The sequence below is a fragment of the Erwinia sp. 1181_3 genome, from assembly GCF_052824965.1.
This window is the reverse complement of record NZ_VTDE01000001.1, coordinates 704,158-724,643: the sequence shown is the minus strand read 5'-3', so window position 1 is coordinate 724,643 and position 20,486 is coordinate 704,158. Positions and strand designations below refer to the sequence as shown.

Genomic DNA, 20,486 nt, shown 5'->3' with positions numbered 1-20,486 from the left:
GCCATTCAGCGTCAGGCCAGCGTGAGTAACTGTTGTGTATAGCTCTGCTGCGGTGCGCTAAATACCTGCTCACACTCACCCTGTTCAACCACTTCCCCCTGACGCAGTACCACTACCTGATGACACAGTGATCGCACAACGCGTAAATCATGGCTGATAAAGATATAGGCCAGACGGTGCTGTTGCTGAAGCTTTTTCAGCAATGTCAGGATCTGTTTTTGCACCGAACGATCAAGCGATGAGGTCGGTTCATCAAGGATGATCAGCTGCGGTTGTAAGATCAATGCCCTGGCGATAGCCACGCGCTGGCGCTGCCCGCCGGAAAACTCAGAGGGATAACGCTGACGCGTCTCAGGGTCCAGCCCCACTTCCTGCATTGCGGTGATGACCCGTGCTTCGCGTTCAGCGTGACTCAGTTCAGGATGATGTACCTGCAAACCTTCGGCGATAATCTGCAAAACGTTCAGGCGCGGGTTGAGTGAGGAGTTAGGATCCTGGAACACCACCTGAATCTGGCGCCTGACGGGCAGCATTTTTTTGCGGTTCAACAGGTGCAGAGGCTGGTTCTTAAACCAGATTTCCCCCTGCGAATGCAGCAGACGCAGCAACGCCAGCCCGGTGGTGCTTTTACCGGAGCCGGATTCTCCCACCAGGCCCAGGCTCTCTCCTGGCCGCAGCGTGAAACTCAGTGACTTCAGCGCATGATGATAACCCACGGTGCGCCTCATCAAACCTTGTTTGATCGGGAACGCGACGGCCAGATTTTCCACGCGCAGCAACGGCTCGGCCTGCTCGTCAGCCGGATCCGGCTGGCCTTCGGGTTCCGCGTTCAGTAACTGCTGTGTGTAAGCGTGCTGAGGGGCGCTGAAAAGCTGATGGGTGCTGTTATGTTCCACGCCCTGACCGTTACGCATCACGGTCACACTATCCGCCAGCTGTCGCACAATATTCAGGTTGTGGGTGATAAACAGCAGGCCCATATTCAGCTCCTGCTTGAGCTCTTTCAGCAGGGTGAGGATCTGTGCCTGCACCGTGACATCCAGTGCGGTGGTCGGCTCATCGGCGATCAGCAGTTCAGGCTGCGTCAGCAGCGCCATGGCAATCATCACGCGCTGGCGTTCACCGCCGGAAAGCTGGTGCGGGAAATCATTCAGACGGCTGGCGGCCTGGCGGATGCCCACCCGATCGAGGCAGGTCAGCATCTCAGCGCGTGCGGCTTCACGGCGCATACCACGATGCAGTGACAGCACCTCATACAGCTGTTTTTCGATGTTGTGCAGGGGGTTCAGCGATACCATCGGTTCCTGGAAGATCATCGCGATGCGGTTGCCTCGCAGGCCCCTTAGCGTACTTTCCTCAGCGTGTAGCACGCTTTTTCCATCAAACAGAATATCGCCCTGCGGATAGACCACCGGCGGTGTGGGCAGCAGACGCATCACCGACAGGGCAGTGACACTTTTCCCTGAACCCGACTCACCCACCAGTGCCAGCGTTTCACCGGCATCCACGGATAATGACAGCCCATCCACAACACGACGCTCTTCGCCACCCTGGCGGAACGCGATACTGAGATCCTGAATCGTGAGCAGCGCCATATCAATACACCTTGCTGGGGTCAAAGGCGTCGCGTACGGCTTCACCAATAAAGATTAACAGCGACAGCAGGATCGCCAGTGAGAAGAAGGCGGTCAGGCCGAGCCATGGGGCTTGCAGGTTATTTTTACCCTGTAGCAGCAGTTCGCCCAGCGAAGGAGAGCCGAGCGGCAGACCAAAGCCGAGGAAGTCCAGCGAGGTCAGCGTGGTGATTGATCCGCAGAGAATAAAAGGCAGATAGGTCAGTGTGGCAACCATCGCATTTGGCAGCATATGGCGAGACATAATGCGCCAGTCGCTCACACCCATTGCCTGCGCGGCACGGATGTAGTCAAAGTTACGGGTACGCAGGAACTCTGCACGCACCACGCCGACCAGTCCCATCCAGCCAAACAGCACGGTGATCCCCAGCAGCCACCAGAAGCCGGGCTGAATCACGCTAGAGAGCAGGATAATCAGAAACAGCGTTGGCATACCGGACCAGACTTCAATAAAACGCTGCCCCCAGAGATCGACCCGCCCGCCAAAATAGCCTTGCACCGCTCCGGCGAAAATACCCATCACGCTGGAGGCAATCGTCAGCATCAGACCAAACAGCAGGGAGATACGTGTGCCGTAAAGAATGCGCGCCAGCACATCGCCACCGTTAGCATCGGTCCCGAGCCAGTTCTGCGTGGAGGGGGGGGAAGGGAAGGGCACGGTACTGGCAAAGTTAATCGTATCATCACCAAAGCGGATCGGTGCCCAGATGGCCCAACCATTCTGGTCCAGACGCGATTTCAGCCACGGATCCTGGTAGTCAGCCGGGGTTGCCAGCGGGCCACCAAAATCACTCTCCTGATAGTTGACCAGCAGCGGGAAGTAAGTTCGATCCTGATAATGCACCACCAGCGGTTTATCATTGGCTAACAGCTCTGCACCAAGACACAGAATAAACAGCACGGCAAAGATCCACAGCGACCAGTAACCCCGGTGGTTATGGCGGAATCGCGCCCAGCGCGCCTGATTAATCGGGTTTAAACGGCTCATTAGCGGCCCTCAAAATCAATGCGCGGGTCGACCAGCGTATAGGTGATATCGCTCAGGATATTCAGTAGCAGGCCAATCAGGGTGAAAATATACAGCGTGCCGAACATCACCGGGTAATCGCGCTGGATCGTGGCATCGTAGCCCAGCAATCCCAGCCCGTTGAGTGAGAACATCACTTCGATTAACAGTGAACCAGTGAAAAACATACTGATGAAGGTGGCCGGGAACCCGGCAATCACCAACAGCATGGCGTTACGGAACACGTGGCGATAAAGAATTTTTTTCTCATCCAGCCCTTTAGCACGGGCGGTAACAACATACTGCTTGCGGATCTCATCCATAAATGAGTTTTTGGTCAGCATGGTGAGCGTAGCAAAACCGCCAATCACCGTTGCCAGTACCGGCAGGCAGATATGCCAGAGATAATCGGTGACTTTGCCATACCACGGCAGGGAATCAAACTGCGGGGAAACCAGCCCGCGTAGTGGGAACCAGTCGAGATAACTGCCCCCGGCAAACAGCACAATCAGCATGATACCGAACAGGAAAGACGGAATGGCGTAACCCACGATGATCAGCGTGCTGCTCCAGATATCAAAGGCACTCCCGTTGCGCACCGCCTTTTTTATGCCCAGCGGTATCGAGACCAGATAAATAATCAACGTGCTCCAGAGCCCGAGCGTCACCGACACGGGCAGGCTCTCTTTGATCAGCTGGATTACTGAGCTGCTACGAAACAGGCTGTCGCCAAAGTCAAAGCGCACGTAGTTCCACAACATGGTGAAGTAGCGCTCATGCAACGGTTTGTCGAAGCCGTAACGTTTGGTTATCTCGGCAATCACTTCCGGGTCCAGGCCGCGTGAACCCCGATACTGACCGTCGCCCGGCGCGGCGTTAAGCGAGCTACGCCCGTGAGCCGAACCTTCCGCCCCGGCGCCGGGGAGGCCGGTCGTCTGACCAAACTCAATATTAGCAATCGCCTGATCTACCGGGCCGCCCGGTGCGATTTGCACAATGAAAAAGTTGATAGTGATGATCGCCCACAATGTCGGGATAATCAGCAGTAAACGACGAAGTAAATATGCACCCACAGTCAGACTCCTTAGCGACGCTGCGCCGGCAACTGTGCGGCTTTGTTGACATCGTACCACCAGTTATCAAAACCCTGCGCATAGGTTGGGCGCGTTGTGGGCATTGAGAACTTGTTCCACCAGGCATATCGATCGTTAGCGCTATACCACATCGGGATCATGTAATAGTTCCACAGCAGTACGCGATCCAGAACGCGGCCCAGCGGTAACAGGGCCTCGGCATTGCCCTGATTCTGATTAATGCGGGTGATCAGGTCGTCAAGCAGCGGACTGCTCACGCCAGGCGTATTGTAAGTGGAATCCATATAGGACGTAGCCCAGTAAAACTGCAGGCCAGTATCGGGCGTGGGGAAGGCCGAATAAACGGTCGGCAGCATATCAAAGTCACGTTTCCGCAGGCGTGCCAGATATTGCGAACTGTCAACCTGACGCACCTTCATAGTAATGCCGACCCGCGCCAGGTTGTGCTGGAAGGGGAGAACCCATTGGTCGTTGCCGCCGCTGCGCAGCAGCAGCTCAAACGTAAAGGGTTTGCCGGTCTTACTGTTGACCAGGCGCTGGTTTTTCAGCTCCCAGCCTGCCTGGTTCAGTAGCGCCAGCGCCTGCAACAGTTTTTCCCGGTCGTAACCCGTGCCGTCAGATTTCGCAGGTTGATAGATCTTATCGATCACCTCCTGTGGATACTGGCCCTTAAAGGGGCCAAGGATCTCACGCTCTTTGGCATCAGGAAAGTGGCGCGCGGCATACTCGGTATTCTGAAAATAGCTGTCGACGCGTTTATAAGCATTATAAAACAGAGCCTTGTTCATCCATTCAAAATCAAACAGCAGCGACATGGCTTCGCGTACCTTACGGTCGGCAAACTGGGGCTTCTGGGTATTAAATGCCAGCCACTGGGTGTTTGTGGCAACGGTATTCGGCACCTGTTCTTTAATGATATATCCGCGTTCGAAATTCGAACCACTGTACTGCGTAGCCCATTTCTTGGCCGACCCTTCGGTACGAAAATCAAATGCGCCGGCTTTAAAGGCCTCAAAGGCGACGTTGTCGTCAAGATAATAGTCGTAGCGGATCGTATCGAAATTATAGCGGCCTTTATTCACCGGTAAATCTGCCGCCCAGTAGTCTTTCACCCGCGAATAGGTTATCGACTGGCCCACTTTATACGCAGAAATACGATAAGGTCCGCTGGAAAGAGGAGGGGAGGGCAGGGGTTCCCCGAGATTGCGATTTTTCCAGAATTTTTCCGGAAACACGGGAGAAGAGATCAGCGACATCATCTTATCGCGGTCTCCCTTCGGCAGATCGAAGCGTACGGTGAGGCGTGAAAGCGCTTTCACTGTCACCCCTTTGTAAAACACCCGATACTGCGGCACGCCCTGCGTCATAAACATATTGAAGGTAAAGGCCACATCCGCAGCGGTAATCGGTGAACCATCCTGAAAACGCGCCCGTGGATTGAGGGTCACTTCTACCCAACGATAATCATCCGGATAACGGGCAAATTCCGCAATCAATGGATACAGGCTGCCGACTTCGTCATCAGATGAGGTAAATAAGCGGTCATACAACGTGTCCGTACCCACCCCGGGGCTGCCACGCAGGGCGAAGCGGTTGAAATTATCAAAGGTACCAATAGAAGAAAGTGTTGCGCTGCCGCCCTTCGGTGCGGCCGGGTTAGCATAATCGAAGTGTGTGAACCCGGCAGCGTACTTCGCCGTGCCCAGTTGAGCGAAACTGTAGCTCTCATTAATTTTTTCTGCCTGCACGCTGGCCGCAGACAGGCTAAGTAATGCAAGGGCAACAATACGCACAATCATGGTTTCAACAGGCTCCCACCAGCGACAAATCGGTTATATTTGCAAGCCGTGGCAGTCAAACCACGATGAGACAATGATAGTAAAGGTTTTTATCTGATTTAACAGCCCGTTATTCCTTTAAAATTGTACTGGGAACAGGCGTTTGTTGCTCAAGGTAGTACTCAATAAGCTGTGGCACGGTACGTGGGCGACTGAACAGATAGCCCTGCAAATAGGTTACGCCGCGGTTGATCAGCCACAATGCCTGTTCGCCCGTTTCGACACCTTCGGCCACCGTATTAAGGTTGAGTTTGTTCGCCAGCGTCAGCACCGCGTCCAATACGGGAGAATTGACCGTCTCCATACCGATGCTTTGTACAAACCCCCGGTCGATCTTCAGATAATCAAACTGGAATTTTTCCAGATAGATTAATGCGCTGTGACCGGTGCCGAAATCATCAATGGCTATTCTGATGTTCTGCTGGCGGATCCAGTCGAATATTTCCTCGGTCCCCTGTTCGCTGACCATCGCCCGTTCGGTGATTTCAAACACGTACTCATAATGGCCCGCAGGCATCATGGCCAGCCAGTCCAGCACATCCTGGCGAAAGCTCGGGTGAACAAGGTGATTGGGCGACAGATTAACCCCCATTTGAGTGCCGACGGGCACCACTTTACAGAGGCGATGCGCGTCCTGTGCCACCAGCGTAAAAAGATGGCGGGTCAGCGGCACAATCAGATTCTGTCCTTCGGCATAACTGATAAACGAATCTGGCGGGATACGGCCATCAGTCGGATGCGTCCAGCGCAGCAACGCTTCCAGCCCGTAGCATTTTCCGCTGCGGGTTTCGATGACGGGTTGGTATTCAACATGAAATTCTCCGCGTTTAATGCCAAGCATGATTTCTTTACCCGGGCGCAGCCGCAGCGTAAACATCAGGAAACAGCCGCAGGTGATCAGTACGCCCATCAATAGCCCGGCCAGCAGGATAATATGGATATCGCGGCGTGGCAGCGCTTCGCCGTACAGATAGAGCGTGAGGGGATAACCTGGAATGGCAATACTGCGCAGTGGCGCCTTTGGCAGCGCGTTGCGTTTCACTACGCGTTGTTCATCCCAGGTGGTCATCGCACTGTCTCCGGCGACGATTGCCATACCGCTAATCTGTTGCTCGCGTGAGGCCAGCAGTAAATAAGGGGTGAGATTAATATTGAGGGTAGTGAAAACACCGCTGTTGGGCAGGGCAGGGTTTTTTAGCCACAGCACGATGGCGGGTGTATGGGGCATCATCGGCGTACCGGAGATCAGCCGAATGTCGGTGGGGTTTCTGACATCGGTATAGGGAGAGATTTCGCGGATATCCATTTGCATCGGACCGGTAGCGGATGAGCAAAAGGCACTGTGATCTTTGACCAGGAGAATAGCGCGAACATTGGCTGCAAAGGCTGAGCGTTGCGTAAGATCGTTGCGTATGGTTTCACAGCTCGCGTTGGTGGCAACCTGAAGTGGTTGGAGTGTGGTCTGCAACTCGTCGAAGGCGTTAACAACGTAACGTTGCGTATAGCTCGCGAGGCGATCGTGCGCTGCGGATCGCCGGCTCCAGGTGACGGTCAGCATAATGATAAGAAACAGTAGAAAAAAGAAAAAACCTATGGACGCACTGAGACAAACTATCTTGCGCGGCTGAGTCACCTGCCGCCTGACGGTGGTAGATAGTGGCATTCGGTGATCTCTCCCGTTTTCGCCGATTTTATTATTATTGGTCGCGAACTGCTTCTGGTGTCAGCCAGTGAGGATATAACGGAGGGGAAATTCTGTCTCTATCTTATTGATGGTAATCAATTCCTTTTCGGGCGGCCTGCCAGGTAAAACAACTGAAAAATTGTTCCAGGACGACGTAATCCTTTTTGCGGCAAAAAACAGGGTTCACTCCGCGAAATGACGAGCAGGAAGGACGGTATAAAAGGCAAAAAAAAACGCTGCCATGGCAGCGTTTTCATATCTCGTGTTCGCAGATTTCAAGGGAGTGAAATCAGCTTTGCGTTCGGCTCAATACCCTGCGGGCATCGCGGTAACGGTTTTTCCAGTAAGAATCATTCAGGTTCGAAATCATCACACCGCTGCTGGTGGAGGCATGAACAAAGTTGTCATTACCGATATAAATACCTACATGACGACCCGTGGAGCCTGCACGGAACAGCACTAGATCACCTGCACGCAGTTTTGCGCGCTGAATACTTTTTCCGGAATCTTCCTGCTCATACGTTGAGCGCGGTAAATCCAGGCCAAACTGTTCACGGAATGTGGTCTGGACAAACGCAGAGCAATCAATGCCACGTTTGCTGGTGCCGCCAAGACGATAACGTACACCTTTCCAGTCCGCATACTGGTCCATCAGGCGGGATTTGATATCCACATTCTGGACCATCTGTTCGAATTCATCCTGAGACGCTTGCAGTAAAAAACCGTTTTGATCTTTAACTGCATGAGTATCAGTTTGTACGTTGTGTCCGCTGTTCGAACTACATGCTGACAACAGTGTTGCTAATGCAACGGCGGGGAGCGCCCGCAAGATATATCTCAGAATAGGTTGAGACTTGACCATTATGTTTGTGATCCCTTGAAGTCCTTAACGACTAAGTCGTTAGCAAAATTGCGAAACGAAACGAGATTAATTAGTGCAGGAGGTTAAGACAAATCGGAAAACCTTAAAATGTGTCATTGAGCACAAATTAAAATGTAACTTACCGAAATACTTTAGCCATTTAGCCTAATCGAAAACGAGATTACCCGATAACAAGCCCCATAGCGAGGGCTTTTAAGCACTTTTTTAGAGGATTTTACGATGTAAAACCATTACGTAACGAATTGGTCACATTATCGCCAATTAGCAGCTTAACTGAATGTTCTTAAGCGCAATTTTGCTGCTAACAACTACGGGTCAAGTCAAAATCAGAACAATCTGGATGGACAAGCTTGAGATGTAGCGGTTTCGGCTGTTATCCGGGGCATAATAAATACGTCTTATAGCCCCTTTTTCGCCTGCAGATTATTTGCCTGAACGGCAATATAGTGGACGTAAAAAAGAGTCTTTACATCCATGCGGCTGGGATTATTGTGCGGGTTTATATTTGCCCGGCAAATTGCGATACAGCCAGTTCACCAGATAATCACTCGCCGGTGTCAGCAACCACCAACTCATACCAACCAGTACGATTGACAGGGAACCCACGGCAATATCGGTAAACCAGTGTGCGCCAATCATCACGCGCGGCAGGGCAAAAATCAGCACAATAATCACGGCCAGGCCAAATGCGCGGCGGGTGAAATAGCGCAGCATAAAGCAGGCAAAAATCATCAGCATCATGCCGTGGTCACCGGGGAAACTGTCTGCTGAGGAATCTTTTGTCGGGATCCCGGTGAGTTTGGTCACGTGATTAACGTCCGGGAAGAATTTCGTTGGGCTGGGATGCGAAACCGGAATTTGATGGCCGAGTTGGTTAAGGCCCACTGCCGTGATTAACATGGTGATGCCGATGGCAAACATGCGGCGGCGCCCTTCAGGTGTTTCACGACGCCAGAAATGCAGGTACAACCCGCCCATCGCCAGCAGTGACACACCGTCAAAAGCGCGGAAGTTGGTAATAGCCACCAGCCATAACAGGATCGGATTGGTCGCCAGTCGCTGATTGAACCCGTAAAAAATGGTTTTATCGAGGGTAAACCACAGGCCATGGTTGGCCGGAATATACCATGAGAAAAACAGCGCCAGGCCGAGAACGTTCAGCAGCAAAATCAGTAAAAAACGTTTAATAGTCATATCCGTATAGGGGCTTTTTATAGAAAAGTCGCGGCGTATAATATATCTACAACTATAAACGAAGATTCAACAAAGCATTTTGCAAAAGATTCCATTCTGCTATTTCCTCATGAATTAACTCGATACGGCTATCAGGCGGTGTCGTCTGACGGGTTTCAATATGAAAGTCCGCACCCTGACGATTAATACTCACTAACCCTTCCGGAATGCGTAATACACCCTTAACACGCGAAACCGGTGCCAGTCTGGCCCATTCAAGCAGGCCGATGGTATCAAATACAGTTTCACTGTCGAAAATCCAACCCGCCGCAAAGTAACCCTGTCCCTGATTCACTGCCCGCCGCCAGCGCGCGTTGTCGTCCAGCTTCAGCGCGGCCAGCCCGGACTGCGACGGGCGATGATGATGATGGTGCGAGGGTGTTGGCAGCGCTTGCAGGTTGGCGCGCGGTTGATCGAGTAGTGCAGCATCGATCTGGCCGTGAGAGGTGGCAACCAGCTGACGAGGCGTTGCTGTGAGCTGCTGCCACTGATCAAGCCTTTCCCGGTCGGCCTCTTCCCAGCGATCTTGCTTGTTGGCGATAATAATATCTGCGGCGGCAAGCTGGTCGCGGAAGTTTTCATTTTCTACCACGCGTTTATCGTCAAGCTGACGTGGGTCGAGCAGACACAGGGTGGCGCGCAGGTCGATCCAGGGCTGATAAACGGTGGCTGACAGCATATCAAGGATCTGCTTTGGATGACCAAGCCCGGTAGGTTCAATCAGCAGGCGGTCAGGCTTAGCCTGCTTCAGCAGCATATTTAGCCCTACCTGCATGGGCAGCCCGTTGACACAACACATGCAGCCACCGGGGATCTCTTTCAGTACCGCCCCCGTTTCTGCCAGCAGGGCACCGTCGATGCCAATTTCACCAAACTCATTCACCAGAACGGCCCACTGCTCACCTTCGGGTTTACTGGCCAGTAAATGGCGCAGAGTGGTGGTTTTTCCGCTGCCAAGAAAGCCGGTAATCAGATTGACTCGGGTCATATTCGCTCCTCAGGAAAACTTTAATGATATTTATCGTTCTTGGCCCGTATTTGTTTTCATCACATCAATGTATGTAATTGGCTAAAGTCATCGAGAAGAAGATGAACAGTGAGGTTGATATGAACATTATTGCAACGACAGCCGTCGTTATGTTTTTCGCCTCATGGACGAGCAATGTAGTGGCAGACCAGCGTCAGTTACCAGGCAGTTCGGGAGTCATCCAGTTCAGCGGGAGGATTGTGGAGTCTGAATGCACCCATAAGATTCAGCAAAAACAGGTGCAAGTCTCATGCGAGCGTAATGGCCAGGCAAGATTCAGTCATATGTCGTTGAAAAGCACGGCCCCACAGTCTTTACCCTACAATCTCGGCACCAGCCAGATTCGCTGGCTCGACCAACAACACAAGACGGGCATTCTCTTGGTTGATTATCGGTGATATTGCTATGTTATAACATATTATAAATGACGCCGTCACCTGACCGCGCCATTTTTCACGCTGACTAGTCCGCGCGGCTCATATAACGACGCTCAGGGATATGAATGCGAATCTTATCACCATTGCTGAGGTACTCCGGCACCTGAACGACCAGACCTGTGGCCATTTTTGCGGGTTTTGTGCGGGCGCTGGCGGAAGCACCTTTAATTCCCGGGGTGGTTTCGACAATTTCCATATCTACCGTCTGAGGCAGCTCCAGCGCCAAAATCATACCGTCCATCGTCAGTACCTGAATACCCGGAATACCGCCTTCCGGCAGGAACAGCAGTTCATCTTCGATCTGCTCCTGCTTGAAGTTGTACGGCGTGTAATCCTCATCATCCATAAAGACGTATTCATCGCCATCAATGTACGAGAAGGTCACCTGGCGACGGCTGAGTGAAATGGTGTCGATGATGTCGTCACCTTTGAAACGTTCTTCCACTTTCATCCCGGTGCGGATATCCGTGAAACGCATTTTGTACAGCGTGGACGCGCCGCGTGCGCTCGGGCTTTGTACGTCAATATCTTTAACTAACAGCAGTTTGCCGTTAAAGCTGACGGCCATGCCTTTTTTGATTTCATTGGCTCTTGGCATAAAACAGGTCTCGTATGAAAGATGAGGGGGAAATTTATCGCGACACGTTACTCGCGCCCGCGTCGCCAGGCAAGATGGCCCGGAGAAAAATATGCGCCTGAAGGAATACGCACGGGCCGGACAGGGGGTTCGATCGGACCGAACCGGTTACAGGACAAGAATAGTATTCGCGAGGGCGACCTGCTATTGTCGCGCTTTCGTATTGGAGGTCAGTGATGGAGTGTCGCGCCGCCTGTGGTGCCTGCTGTACAGCACCGTCAATTTCATCGCCTATCCCAGGCCATCCGCACGGAAAACCGGCGAATACACCCTGTATTCAGCTCGATGCTCAGATGCGCTGCAAAATCTTTGGTTCGCCACTGCGGCCTAAAGTGTGCTCAGGATTGCAGCCGCAGCTTGAGATGTGTGGCACAAGCCGCGAGCAATCGATGGTGTATTTGCTGGACCTGGAAGCACAGACCGCCCCCTGAATCAGCCTGCGGGCTGTTCTGTGCTGGTTTCCCCTGACTGAGGTTCCGGCACGCGCAGCAGGCAAAGCAGCGAGGCGGCCATCATGACAACGGCAAACCAGAATACCGCGTGGAAACTCCAGACCTCAGCCACCATCCCAGCCAGCGAGCCGCCAACAATCCAGCCCATACGGGTTGAATTGGTGAACAGCGTTGTCGCTGCACCGGCCTGGCCTGGCATCATGTCCTGAAAGTAAATCATCCCGATGGCTGCCACCACCCCAATAAACATCGCATTCAGCCCCTGCAACAGCAGCATCGATACTTCGCCATCAAACATCAGCGTGCCGCTGTAAAACAGCAATCCTGAAAACGCGGCGCCACGCATCAGGCGGCGCTTACCGCAGCGTTTGGCATAATACCCCGCCAGCAGCATCACCGGGATCTCCAGCCCGGCAGCCAGACCCATCATCAGCCCGGCCAGTTTTTCCGGCAGATGCAGCTCATTCACCACATATAACGGCATGGTAATGAGATACAGACCATTGCTCGACCACATCAGCGTGCAGGCAATAAACAACATCATCGTGGCACGGCGATGACGGCGCGGAGCCTGAATGGGCTGACGCATCACCAGGGTGGTTTTGCGCATTGAGGGCAGCAGATAGCGCACAATCACCGCGCAAAGTACAAAGGCCACGGCGGCTGTCAGATACATGGTGCGAAAGCCGTAGCCCAGCGCCAGAGCAAAGGCCAGCGGCGGACCCACCATCCAGGCCAGAGAGATCTGCGCACGCATGACCGAACTGAACATCACGTTTTCACGCCCGGTTTTATCTGAATGCTCACGCGCCAGCGCAAACATCTGCGAGGTGGCGCTGGTGCCGAAACTGGAAAGCAAAACGCCTACGAACAGTAAAATAAAGTAGTTGCGGTTCCAGGCAAACAGCAGCGATGCCATTGCGCCCAGCAAACAGCAATAGAGGATCAGTGTTTTACGATCGCCTTTGCGGTCTGAATAGCGCGCCAGAAGCTGGCTGACGACAATGCCAATCACGGCGCTGAGCGTGAAGAACAGGCCAACCATAAAGGGGCGAACATGAACTTCAGTGCTCAGGAACAGGCTGAGGGTTGGCGTTTGCAGCGCACCGGCCATCCCGGAAATAAATGCCACGATCAGAAATGCAAGGGATTTGCTGTCAGGCAAGGTACGGGCGGGTGCAGCAGGTAATGACATGGGTTCGATAAGCCTGGTGAGGAAAAACGGCGAGATTTTACGCCCTAATATGAAAGTCGGGAAACCTTTTTCAATCGGGGGCGAAAGCGTTTTCATTTTAGGCACTTTTTGCACAATTCAACGGTGAGAATGCTCGTCAGCATGCCTTCAGCTTTTCACTCTTTTGAGGTGCGTTTTTCTGAAAATGATTGATGAAATGTGCGGAGCGTCAAAAATCTGCTACGCGATTCACAGTAAAACTTGCAACAGATCCGCTATCGGGACCAAACTCATTGAAACGTTTCAGCGTTGTCTCCTCAGGTTGTTAGTGCAGAGATAGCGCTTTTTTTCTCAAATTAGCTGAAACGATTCAAATCAGCAGCGAGGAGAACCATGTTCCAGTTAGAACTCAACGCCATTAAGCCTGGAGCCCAGGCAGGTGACAAACAAGATGCTATCCGTCAGGTCGCCGCCGCGCTGACCGCCGCCGGTAATGTCGGCGAAGGTTATGTCGACGGCATGCTGGCACGCGAGCAGCAGACCTCCACTTACCTCGGTAACGGTATTGCTATCCCGCATGGCACCACCGATACCCGCGATCTGGTGTTAAAAACCGGTGTGCAGGTGTTCCAGTTCCCGCAGGGCATTGCCTGGGGCGAAGATCAAACGGCCTACGTGGTGATTGGTATCGCCGCGAAGTCTGACGAACACCTCGCGCTGCTGCGCCAGCTGACGCATGTGCTGAGTGATGACAGTGTGGCAGAACAGCTGCGCACCACCGACTCCGCAGAAACCCTGCGCAGTATTTTGATGGGTGAAAAACTGGCGGCAGAATTCAAATTCGATACCTCGCTGATCACGATCGATGTGGCCGCCAGTGACCTGATGACCTTACAGGCACTGAACGCCGGTCGTCTGCAACAGGCAGGCGCAGTGGATGCTTCCTTCGTGAGCTGCGTGATTGCCGGTAAGCCGCTGAATCTGGGGCAGGGTATCTGGCTTAGTGACAGCACCAACGGTAACCTGGCCAGTGCGGTTGCCATCAGCCGTGCTGCTGCCCCGTTCAGCGTTAACGGTGAAAGCGCGTCACTGTTGATCACCGTTTCCGTCACCGACGACCAGCCGCTGAATGTGCTGAACTACTTAAGCGATCTGCTGATTAAGCAGAAAGCGGATCGTCTGCTGAGTGCGGACGCAGCCGGAATTCTCGCCTTGCTGACCAGCGACGTCTCCGAACAGGCTGACGTATTGACCGAAGAGTTCACCATTCGTAACGAACATGGCCTGCATGCGCGTCCGGGTACAGCACTGGTCAGTGTGATCAAACAGTTTAACTGTGATGTGACTGTCACAAACCTTGATGGTAGCGGTAAACCGGCTAACGGTCGCAGCCTGATGAAAGTCGTGGCGCTTGGCGTGAAAAAAGGCCATCGCCTGCGCTTCAGCGCCAGCGGTGAAGATGCCCGCGCAGCACTGGATGCCATTGGTGAAGCCATCGCTGCCGGTCTGGGCGAGGGTGCATCATGAGCAGACGTGTCGCCACTATTACTCTGAACCCTGCCTACGATTTGGTGGGGTACGTTCCGGAAGTTGAGCGCGGCGAAGTCAACCTGGTGAAAACCACCGGGCTGCACGCAGCGGGTAAAGGTATCAACGTGGCCAAGGTTCTCAAAGACCTGGGCATTGATGTCACCGTGGGCGGCTTCCTGGGTAAAGAGAATCAGGACGGCTTCCAGCACCTCTTCAGCGAGCTGGGGATTGCTAACCGCTTCCAGGTGGTTGAAGGCCGCACCCGTATCAACGTCAAACTGACCGAGAAAGATGGCGATGTCACTGACCTGAACTTCTCGGGTTTTGACGTAACGGCACAGGACTGGGAGCGCTTTACGGCGGATTCACTGACCTGGCTGGGGCAGTTCGACATGGTCTGCGTCAGCGGCAGCCTGCCAGCAGGCGTTGACCCGGATGCCTTCACCGAGTGGATGACGCAACTGCGTACCCACTGCCCATGCATTATTTTTGACAGCAGCCGTGAGGCGCTGGTTGCGGGCCTGAAAGCCGCACCGTGGCTGGTCAAACCCAACCGCCGTGAGCTCGAAATCTGGGCAGGCCGCAAATTACCGACATTACAAGATGTGATTGAAGCAGCACATGCGCTGCGTGAGCAGGGGATCGCTCACGTGGTTATCTCTCTCGGTGCCGAAGGGGCGCTGTGGGTGAATGCTTCAGGCGAATGGATTGCAAAACCACCTGCCTGTGAAGTTGTGAGCACCGTGGGTGCGGGCGATTCTATGGTTGGCGGGCTGATATATGGCCTGCTGATGCGTGAATCGAGCGAGCACACACTGCGTCTTGCAACGGCAGTGGCGGCTATGGCCGTCAGCCAGAGCAACGTGGGCGTTACCGATCGTACCCAGTTGGCCGCAATGATGGCGCGTGTCGACCTACAACCTTTCATTAACTAACAGCAGGAGACGCATAATGAAAACGCTGCTGATAATCGATTCTTCGCTGGGGCTGGCAACGGGCTATCTGGCAAAAAATATCACCACAGCGGCTGCGGCAAGCGCCGGTCTGACTCTGACGGATAATCCGGCAGAAGCGGATCAAGTCATTGTGGCAGGCAAAAATATTCCGGCAGACAGCACGCTGAACGGCAAAGCCATTTATCTGGCTGACATCGAACAGCTGCTGCGTCAGCCAGCCGAGGTGCTGGCAAAGGCGCAAACTCACGCACAACCTTATCAGGCACCGGCGGCATCAGCGGCTGCGCCTGCTGCGGTCAGCACCGGGCCTAAACGTGTTGTCGCGATTACCGCGTGTCCGACTGGTGTGGCACATACGTTTATGGCCGCCGAAGCCATTGACACCGAAGCGAAAAAACGCGGCTGGTGGGTGAAGGTGGAAACCCGTGGTTCAGTGGGTGCTGGCAATGCCATTACCGCTGAAGAAGTGGCGGCAGCCGATCTGGTGATTGTTGCGGCAGACATCGAAGTGGACCTGGCAAAATTTGCCGGTAAGCCGATGTACCGCACCTCTACCAGCCTGGCGCTGAAGAAAACCGCTCAGGAACTGGATAAAGCCGTGGCAGAAGCCCGTGTTTACCAGCCTCAGGGTGGACAGTCTGCTGCACAGGATGAGAAAAAAGAGAAAGCAGGGGCCTATCGTCACTTGTTGACCGGTGTGTCCTACATGCTGCCGATGGTGGTCGCAGGGGGGCTGAGCATTGCCCTGTCCTTCGCCTTTGGTATCACTGCGTTTAAAGAGCAGGGTACGCTGGCAGCAGCGCTGATGCAGATTGGTGGCAGCAGTGCGTTTGCCCTGATGGTGCCGGTGCTGGCAGGCTTTATCGCCTTCTCGATTGCAGACCGTCCGGGTCTGACGCCTGGCCTGATTGGCGGGATGCTGGCGACCAGCATTAACGCCGGCTTCCTTGGCGGTATCATCGCCGGTTTCATTGCCGGTTATGCCGCGAAGTTCCTTAGCCAGAAGGTCAAACTACCGACCAGCATGGAAGCATTAAAGCCGATTCTGATCATTCCGCTGGTCGCGAGTTTGATTACAGGTCTGCTGATGATCTACGTGGTGGGCAAACCGGTGGCCGGTATCATGGCAGGTCTGACGGCCTGGCTGGCAAACCTGGGTACGGCTAACGCGGTGGTTCTGGGCGCCATCCTCGGTGGCATGATGTGTACCGATATGGGTGGCCCGGTGAACAAAGTGGCTTATGCCTTTGGTGTCGGACTGCTCAGTTCGCAAACCTATGCGCCGATGGCGGCGATTATGGCAGCCGGTATGGTGCCACCGCTGGCGATGGGTCTGGCAACGCTGGTTGCACGCAGGAAGTTCAACAAAGGTCAGCAGGAAGGGGGCAAAGCGGCGCTGGTACTGGGTCTGTGCTTTATCTCTGAAGGTGCGATTCCGTTTGCTGCCCGTGACCCGATGCGCGTTCTGCCTTGCTGCATCATCGGCGGTGCCGTAACCGGCGCAATGTCGATGGCGATTGGTGCCAAACTGATGGCGCCACACGGCGGTCTGTTTGTCCTGTTAATCCCTGGCGCAATCACTCCGGTCGTCGGTTACCTGGCGGCGATTATCGTGGGTACGCTGGTGGCAGGTCTCTCTTACGCGGTGTTGAAACGCCCGGAAGCAGAAGCGCTGAAAGTATAATCTTATCCCCGTAGGGGCGAGGCACGCCTCGCCCGTTTCACAGGGTCAGGCATGCCTGACCCCTACGGGTTTTATTTCTGCTCTGACTTCAACCACGCAATTTCATCTTTCCAGATATCCGGATTGACCGTTTCAAGAATCATCGGGATCCCATCAAAGCGTTTATCCTTCATCAACCAGCTAAATACCGTCTTACCGATATTCCCCTCACCCAGGCTGTGGTGACGATCGACACGGCTGTTAAACTCGCTTTTCGCATCATTGAGGTGCATACCGCGCAGATACTGAAAGCCCACGATGCGTTCGAAATCGGCAAACGTCTTCACGCACTCTTCTTCACTGCGCAGGTCGTAACCCCCGGCAAAGGCGTGGCAGGTATCAATGCAGACACCGACGCGGGATTTATCTTCCACGCCATCAATGATCGCCGCCAGATGTTCAAAGCGGAACCCCAGGTTACTGCCCTGACCGGCGGTATTCTCGATCACCGCCGTCACGCCTTCCGTTTTATCCAGCACGATGTTGATCGACTCAGCAATGCGCTGAAGGCAGTCGTCTTCGCTGATTTGATGCAGGTGGCTACCGGGGTGGAAATTCAACAACGTCAGCCCCAATTGCTGGCAGCGTGTCACTTCATCGAGGAAAGCTTCGCGTGATTTTTCCAGGGCCTCCTCTACCGGGTGGCCGAGGTTGATCAGATAGCTGTCGTGGGGCAGGATTTGCCCGGGAGTGTAGTGATACTTTTCACAGGCAGTGCGAAAGGCCGAAATCACTTCATCAGTCAGCGGAGCCGCGCGCCACTGACGCTGATTTTTCGTAAAGAGCGCGAAAGCAGTGGCTTCCAGTTCGTATGCGCGTTCAACCGCTTTATCCACACCGCCAGCTGCGCTGACGTGGGCACCGATATATTTCATGCCGTTCTCCTGTTAATGGCCTGCTTAATGGCAGTCAGGTCATCATAACCGGAAAAGAGCGGAAACTATGCCATCAAATGTTGAACCAACAGGTTGATAGCACCACCGCCCACGATCAGCCAGATAAACAGCGTCAGGCCCAGAAGAATCGGGCGCATCCCGGCGCGCTTCAGTTGGCTGACCTGCGTCGTGACGCCGAGCGCTGCCATGGCCATCGCCAGCAAGACATTATCCAGCTGATTAATGGCGTTGACGACGGACTGTGGGACCAGATGGAGAGAGTTAAACAGCGCGACAACAATAAACAGCAGAGCGAACCATGGGAAAGAGAGTGCGCTTTTGCTCTGGGTTTCAGTGGCTGGCTGCATACGCTTCATCTGCCAGTTGAGGATCACCAGAAAGGGGGCCAGCATCATCACGCGCAGCATTTTACTGATCACCGCCGCGTTCTCTGTTTCCGGGGCGATAGCATGTCCTGCCGCGACCACTTGCGCGACTTCATGCATCGTAGAGCCCGTGTAAATACCATAGCTTTCAGGTGTCACCGACGGAAACATCTGTAAGACATGCGGATATAACAGCGGATAAAGGAAAATAGCGATAGTGCCAAAGATCACAACCGTAGCCACGGCCACCGCGACTTTTGAGGCTTCGGCTTTCAGCACGGGTTCTGTTGCCAGCACGGCTGCGGCACCACAGATACTGCTACCGGCGCCAATCAACCAGGCCGTGTCGCGATCCAGCCCGAAGACTTTACGCCCCAGCCAGCAGGCAATAAAGAACGTGGAGCTCAGGGTCATGATATCGATGATCACGCCACTGATGCCGACGTTGGCTATTTGCTGGAAGGTTAACCGAAAGCCATAGAGAATAATGCCCAGCCGTAGCAGCTTCTGCTTTGCCAGCAGAATACCGCTATCGCAAGACGGATAAATGAGGGGATACAGCGTATTGCCAGCGACGATGCCAAATACAATCGCCAGGGTCAGTGCACCCAGCCCCAGTCCGGCAACCCAGGGGATATTGCCCGCCCAGATAGCCAGCGCGGCAATCCCGCCTGCCAGCGCGAGGCCTGGAATAAAGTGCTGTATCGAGTGATGATGATTTTTGAGAGCGATGTCAGCCAAAATATCTTCCTCCATAAGATGATGGCGATATGATGATGGCAACTTACTTAAAAGAGAAATTGATTATATACTTATAATCAACCACTCTAAGTGTTAAGCAGTCTACTTGTAAGCCACTTTTTTTGTGAAAGGAATGACGATGCATATCACCCTGCGCCAACTGGAAGTCTTCACCGAAGTCCTGAAAAGCGGTTCAACCACTCAGGCCTCTCAGGTGCTGGCACTTTCCCAGTCAGCGGTCAGTGCCGCATTGGCCGATCTTGAAGGCCAACTGAGTGTCCAGTTGTTTGACCGGGTCGGCAAACGCCTGGTCATTAACGAACATGGCCGCCTGTTATATCCACGTGCCGTTGGGCTGCTTGAGCAGGCGCAGGATATTGAGCAGTTATTCCGTGAAGACAACGGGGCATTGCGCGTATCGGCCAGCAGCACCATCGGTAACTATCTGTTACCCGGCATGATCGCCCACTACCGCCGCGATTTCCCGATGCTGCCTTTAGAGCTGAGCGTCGGTAACAGCCAGGATGTGATTACGGATGTCGCTGATTTTCGGGTGGATATTGGCCTGATTGAAGGGCCATGCCATATGGCTGAATTGATCACGGAGCCCTGGCTGGAAGATGAGCTGGTGGTTTTTGCGGCCCCGAATGCCGATATTCTCAACCAGCCGGTGACGTTACAGAGCCTGGCCGCCGCGCCCTGGATCCTGCGCGAACATGGCTCCGGCACGCGTGAAATCGTCGACTATCTGCTGTTGTCACATCTGCCGCAGTTCGATCTGGCGCTGGAGCTGGGTAACTCTGAGGCGATTAAAAATGCGGTGCGTCACGGCATGGGGATCAGCTGCCTGTCGCGGAGGGTGATTGCCGAACAACTGGAGATGGGGACGCTGGTCGAAGTGACCATTCCGTTGCCAAAACTCAAACGCACGCTGTACCGGATTCATCATCGGCAGAAACACCTCTCGAAGGCGCTGAACCGTTTTCTGAGCTATTGCACGGAATAAAACCCGGGTCGGGCATGCCCGACCCCTGCGAAATCATGCGCTCTGACAGGGGAGAGCACGCCTCGCCCGTGTCACGCTAATAATTTCCCGCCGATCATGAAGCTAACTTATAACGTGGCGTAATCGCTATACGACCCCCGCCAGGTTGCTATAATCGCGCCTTATTTTTT

The 20,486-nt window shown here is 53.9% G+C and carries 18 protein-coding genes; 6 read left to right on the top strand and 12 right to left on the bottom strand.

Features of this window, described 5'->3' with window-relative positions; all coding sequences use genetic code 11:
- Window positions 1-11 precede the first annotated feature (11 nt).
- The 8 genes from yejF to FY046_RS03280 all read right to left on the bottom strand — a co-directional run bounded on the left by yejF (window position 12) and on the right by FY046_RS03280 (window position 10,360).
- Window positions 12-1,595, bottom strand: coding sequence for a microcin C ABC transporter ATP-binding protein YejF (yejF, locus tag FY046_RS03315; RefSeq protein WP_446185751.1), 1,584 nt, complete (start codon window positions 1,593-1,595; stop codon window positions 12-14).
- 1 nt (window position 1,596) lies between these two features.
- The gene (locus tag FY046_RS03310; RefSeq protein WP_446185750.1) at window positions 1,597-2,622 is read right to left on the bottom strand and encodes a microcin C ABC transporter permease; all 1,026 of its coding nucleotides are present in this window, start codon (window positions 2,620-2,622) and stop codon (window positions 1,597-1,599) included.
- Window positions 2,622-3,713, bottom strand: a complete 1,092-nt coding sequence (locus FY046_RS03305; protein WP_133841455.1) for a microcin C ABC transporter permease YejB — start codon at window positions 3,711-3,713, stop codon at window positions 2,622-2,624. The genes FY046_RS03310 and FY046_RS03305 overlap by 1 nt, the downstream gene beginning before the upstream one ends.
- Before the next feature lie 11 nt (window positions 3,714-3,724).
- Window positions 3,725-5,533 carry an extracellular solute-binding protein gene (locus tag FY046_RS03300; RefSeq protein WP_446185749.1) on the bottom strand — a complete coding sequence of 603 codons (1,809 nt, stop codon included), beginning with the start codon at window positions 5,531-5,533 and terminating at the stop codon, window positions 3,725-3,727.
- A gap of 109 nt (window positions 5,534-5,642) precedes the next feature.
- Window positions 5,643-7,235: a cyclic di-GMP phosphodiesterase gene (locus FY046_RS03295; RefSeq protein ID WP_446185748.1), complete on the bottom strand. Its 1,593-nt coding sequence runs from the start codon at window positions 7,233-7,235 to the stop codon at window positions 5,643-5,645.
- A gap of 310 nt (window positions 7,236-7,545) precedes the next feature.
- The gene (mepS, locus tag FY046_RS03290) at window positions 7,546-8,118 is read right to left on the bottom strand and encodes a bifunctional murein DD-endopeptidase/murein LD-carboxypeptidase (RefSeq protein ID WP_133841458.1); all 573 of its coding nucleotides are present in this window, start codon (window positions 8,116-8,118) and stop codon (window positions 7,546-7,548) included.
- A gap of 507 nt (window positions 8,119-8,625) precedes the next feature.
- Complete coding sequence (locus FY046_RS03285) at window positions 8,626-9,333, bottom strand: phosphatase PAP2 family protein (RefSeq protein WP_133841459.1); 708 nt, start codon at window positions 9,331-9,333, stop codon at window positions 8,626-8,628.
- Between the two features lie 52 nt (window positions 9,334-9,385).
- Window positions 9,386-10,360, bottom strand: a complete 975-nt coding sequence (locus tag FY046_RS03280; RefSeq protein ID WP_446185747.1) for a CobW family GTP-binding protein — start codon at window positions 10,358-10,360, stop codon at window positions 9,386-9,388.
- Window positions 10,361-10,437: 77 nt separating this feature from the next.
- Here FY046_RS03280 and FY046_RS03275 point away from each other — a divergent pair, with 77 nt between their 5' ends.
- Window positions 10,438-10,797 (top strand): hypothetical protein, encoded by a 360-nt coding sequence (locus tag FY046_RS03275; protein WP_159336304.1) that lies wholly within the window; start codon window positions 10,438-10,440, stop codon window positions 10,795-10,797.
- A 64-nt stretch (window positions 10,798-10,861) separates the two neighbouring features.
- On the opposite strand, the gene yeiP is transcribed toward FY046_RS03275, so the two are convergent.
- Window positions 10,862-11,434 (bottom strand): elongation factor P-like protein YeiP, encoded by a 573-nt coding sequence (gene yeiP / locus FY046_RS03270; RefSeq protein ID WP_133841462.1) that lies wholly within the window; start codon window positions 11,432-11,434, stop codon window positions 10,862-10,864.
- Window positions 11,435-11,649: 215 nt separating this feature from the next.
- On the opposite strand from yeiP, the gene FY046_RS03265 reads away from it, so the two are divergent.
- Window positions 11,650-11,904: a YkgJ family cysteine cluster protein gene (locus FY046_RS03265; protein ID WP_133841463.1), complete on the top strand. Its 255-nt coding sequence runs from the start codon at window positions 11,650-11,652 to the stop codon at window positions 11,902-11,904.
- Window position 11,905: 1 nt separating this feature from the next.
- Here the strand turns inward: FY046_RS03265 and FY046_RS03260 are convergent, their stop codons facing one another.
- Complete coding sequence (locus FY046_RS03260; protein ID WP_446185746.1) at window positions 11,906-13,120, bottom strand: sugar efflux transporter; 1,215 nt, start codon at window positions 13,118-13,120, stop codon at window positions 11,906-11,908.
- A gap of 372 nt (window positions 13,121-13,492) precedes the next feature.
- Here FY046_RS03260 and fruB point away from each other — a divergent pair, with 372 nt between their 5' ends.
- Genes fruB through fruA form a run of 3 tightly spaced genes read left to right on the top strand, consistent with a single transcriptional unit; the run spans window position 13,493 to window position 17,269 of the window.
- Window positions 13,493-14,626, top strand: coding sequence for a fused PTS fructose transporter subunit IIA/HPr protein (gene fruB, locus FY046_RS03255; protein WP_133841465.1), 1,134 nt, complete (start codon window positions 13,493-13,495; stop codon window positions 14,624-14,626).
- Window positions 14,623-15,564: a 1-phosphofructokinase gene (gene fruK / locus FY046_RS03250; RefSeq protein WP_133841466.1), complete on the top strand. Its 942-nt coding sequence runs from the start codon at window positions 14,623-14,625 to the stop codon at window positions 15,562-15,564. The genes fruB and fruK overlap by 4 nt, the downstream gene beginning before the upstream one ends.
- A 16-nt stretch (window positions 15,565-15,580) precedes the next feature.
- Window positions 15,581-17,269: a PTS fructose transporter subunit IIBC gene (gene fruA / locus FY046_RS03245; RefSeq protein WP_133841467.1), complete on the top strand. Its 1,689-nt coding sequence runs from the start codon at window positions 15,581-15,583 to the stop codon at window positions 17,267-17,269.
- Between the two features lie 71 nt (window positions 17,270-17,340).
- Here fruA and nfo read toward each other — a convergent pair whose 3' ends face one another.
- Together nfo and FY046_RS03235 are read right to left on the bottom strand one after the other, a co-directional pair.
- Window positions 17,341-18,183, bottom strand: coding sequence for a deoxyribonuclease IV (gene nfo / locus FY046_RS03240; protein WP_133841468.1), 843 nt, complete (start codon window positions 18,181-18,183; stop codon window positions 17,341-17,343).
- A gap of 65 nt (window positions 18,184-18,248) precedes the next feature.
- Window positions 18,249-19,310 (bottom strand): YeiH family putative sulfate export transporter, encoded by a 1,062-nt coding sequence (locus FY046_RS03235; protein WP_446185745.1) that lies wholly within the window; start codon window positions 19,308-19,310, stop codon window positions 18,249-18,251.
- 139 nt (window positions 19,311-19,449) lie between these two features.
- On the opposite strand from FY046_RS03235, the gene yieE reads away from it, so the two are divergent.
- Entirely contained in the window at window positions 19,450-20,316 is an 867-nt protein-coding gene (gene yieE / locus FY046_RS03230) for a DNA-binding transcriptional regulator YeiE (protein WP_133841470.1), read from the top strand.
- The last annotated feature ends 170 nt before the right edge of the window (window positions 20,317-20,486 follow it).

Bases quoted from the DNA above. Each gene is read 5' to 3' on its own strand.
- mepS (WP_133841458.1), bottom strand. From the start codon at position 8,118: ATGGTCAAGTCTCAACCTATTCTGAGATATATCTTGCGGGCGCTCCCC.
- FY046_RS03300 (WP_446185749.1), bottom strand. From the start codon at position 5,533: ATGATTGTGCGTATTGTTGCCCTTGCATTACTTAGCCTGTCTGCGGCC.
- fruB (WP_133841465.1), top strand. From the start codon at position 13,493: ATGTTCCAGTTAGAACTCAACGCCATTAAGCCTGGAGCCCAGGCAGGT.
- fruK (WP_133841466.1), top strand. From the start codon at position 14,623: ATGAGCAGACGTGTCGCCACTATTACTCTGAACCCTGCCTACGATTTG.
- yejF (WP_446185751.1), bottom strand. From the start codon at position 1,595: ATGGCGCTGCTCACGATTCAGGATCTCAGTATCGCGTTCCGCCAGGGT.
- fruA (WP_133841467.1), top strand. From the start codon at position 15,581: ATGAAAACGCTGCTGATAATCGATTCTTCGCTGGGGCTGGCAACGGGC.
- FY046_RS03295 (WP_446185748.1), bottom strand. From the start codon at position 7,235: ATGCCACTATCTACCACCGTCAGGCGGCAGGTGACTCAGCCGCGCAAG.
- FY046_RS03260 (WP_446185746.1), bottom strand. From the start codon at position 13,120: ATGTCATTACCTGCTGCACCCGCCCGTACCTTGCCTGACAGCAAATCC.
- FY046_RS03310 (WP_446185750.1), bottom strand. From the start codon at position 2,622: ATGAGCCGTTTAAACCCGATTAATCAGGCGCGCTGGGCGCGATTCCGC.
- FY046_RS03265 (WP_133841463.1), top strand. From the start codon at position 11,650: ATGGAGTGTCGCGCCGCCTGTGGTGCCTGCTGTACAGCACCGTCAATT.
- FY046_RS03280 (WP_446185747.1), bottom strand. From the start codon at position 10,360: ATGACCCGAGTCAATCTGATTACCGGCTTTCTTGGCAGCGGAAAAACC.
- yeiP (WP_133841462.1), bottom strand. From the start codon at position 11,434: ATGCCAAGAGCCAATGAAATCAAAAAAGGCATGGCCGTCAGCTTTAAC.
- yieE (WP_133841470.1), top strand. From the start codon at position 19,450: ATGCATATCACCCTGCGCCAACTGGAAGTCTTCACCGAAGTCCTGAAA.
- nfo (WP_133841468.1), bottom strand. From the start codon at position 18,183: ATGAAATATATCGGTGCCCACGTCAGCGCAGCTGGCGGTGTGGATAAA.
- FY046_RS03285 (WP_133841459.1), bottom strand. From the start codon at position 9,333: ATGACTATTAAACGTTTTTTACTGATTTTGCTGCTGAACGTTCTCGGC.